The 589-nt window shown below is 68.4% G+C and carries 1 protein-coding gene; it reads left to right on the top strand.

Going from position 1 to position 589, the window contains the following annotated elements:
* Positions 1-589 (top strand): SigB/SigF/SigG family RNA polymerase sigma factor (locus tag ODJ79_RS46675; protein ID WP_263030198.1); only part of this gene is annotated, 589 nt, incomplete at both ends.

The following is a 589-nucleotide window of genomic DNA, read 5'->3' as shown; positions in this document are numbered from 1 at the left end:
CACCTGGCCAACCGCTACTCCGGCCGGGGCGAGCCCACCGACGACCTGATCCAGACCGCCACCGTCGGCCTGATCAAAGCCGTCGACAAATTCGACCCCGACCGCGGCGTCGACTTCGCCGGCTACGCCATCCCCACCATCATCGGCGAGATCAAACGACACTTCCGCGACCGTACGTGGAGCGTCCGCGTCCCCCGCCGGCTGCAAGAACTACGCCTGGCCATCACCGAGGCCAACAGCACCCTCACCCACTCGCTGGGCCGCTCGCCCACCGTGGCCGACATCGCCGCGCACCTGTCGATCACCGAGGAAGACGTGCTCGAAGGCCTCGAAGGCGCCCGCGCCTACAACGCCACCTCACTGAGCACCCCGATCAGCGCCGACGGCACCACCGAGCTCGGCGACACCCTCGGCGACACCGACCACGAATACGAGCTCGCCGAGACCCGCGTCGCCCTCGGCCCCGCCCTGGCCACCCTCGACGAACGCGAGCAGAAGATCCTCACCCTGCGGTTCTACGGCAACCTGACCCAGTCGCAGATCGCCGAGCAGATCGGCATCTCCCAGATGCACGTCTCCCGGCTGCTCA

Origin of the sequence: Actinoplanes sp. KI2 (assembly GCF_025630775.1) — a bacterium.
Lineage (GTDB): Bacteria > Actinomycetota > Actinomycetes > Mycobacteriales > Micromonosporaceae > Actinoplanes.
This window is presented reverse-complemented; position numbering and strand designations above follow the sequence as displayed.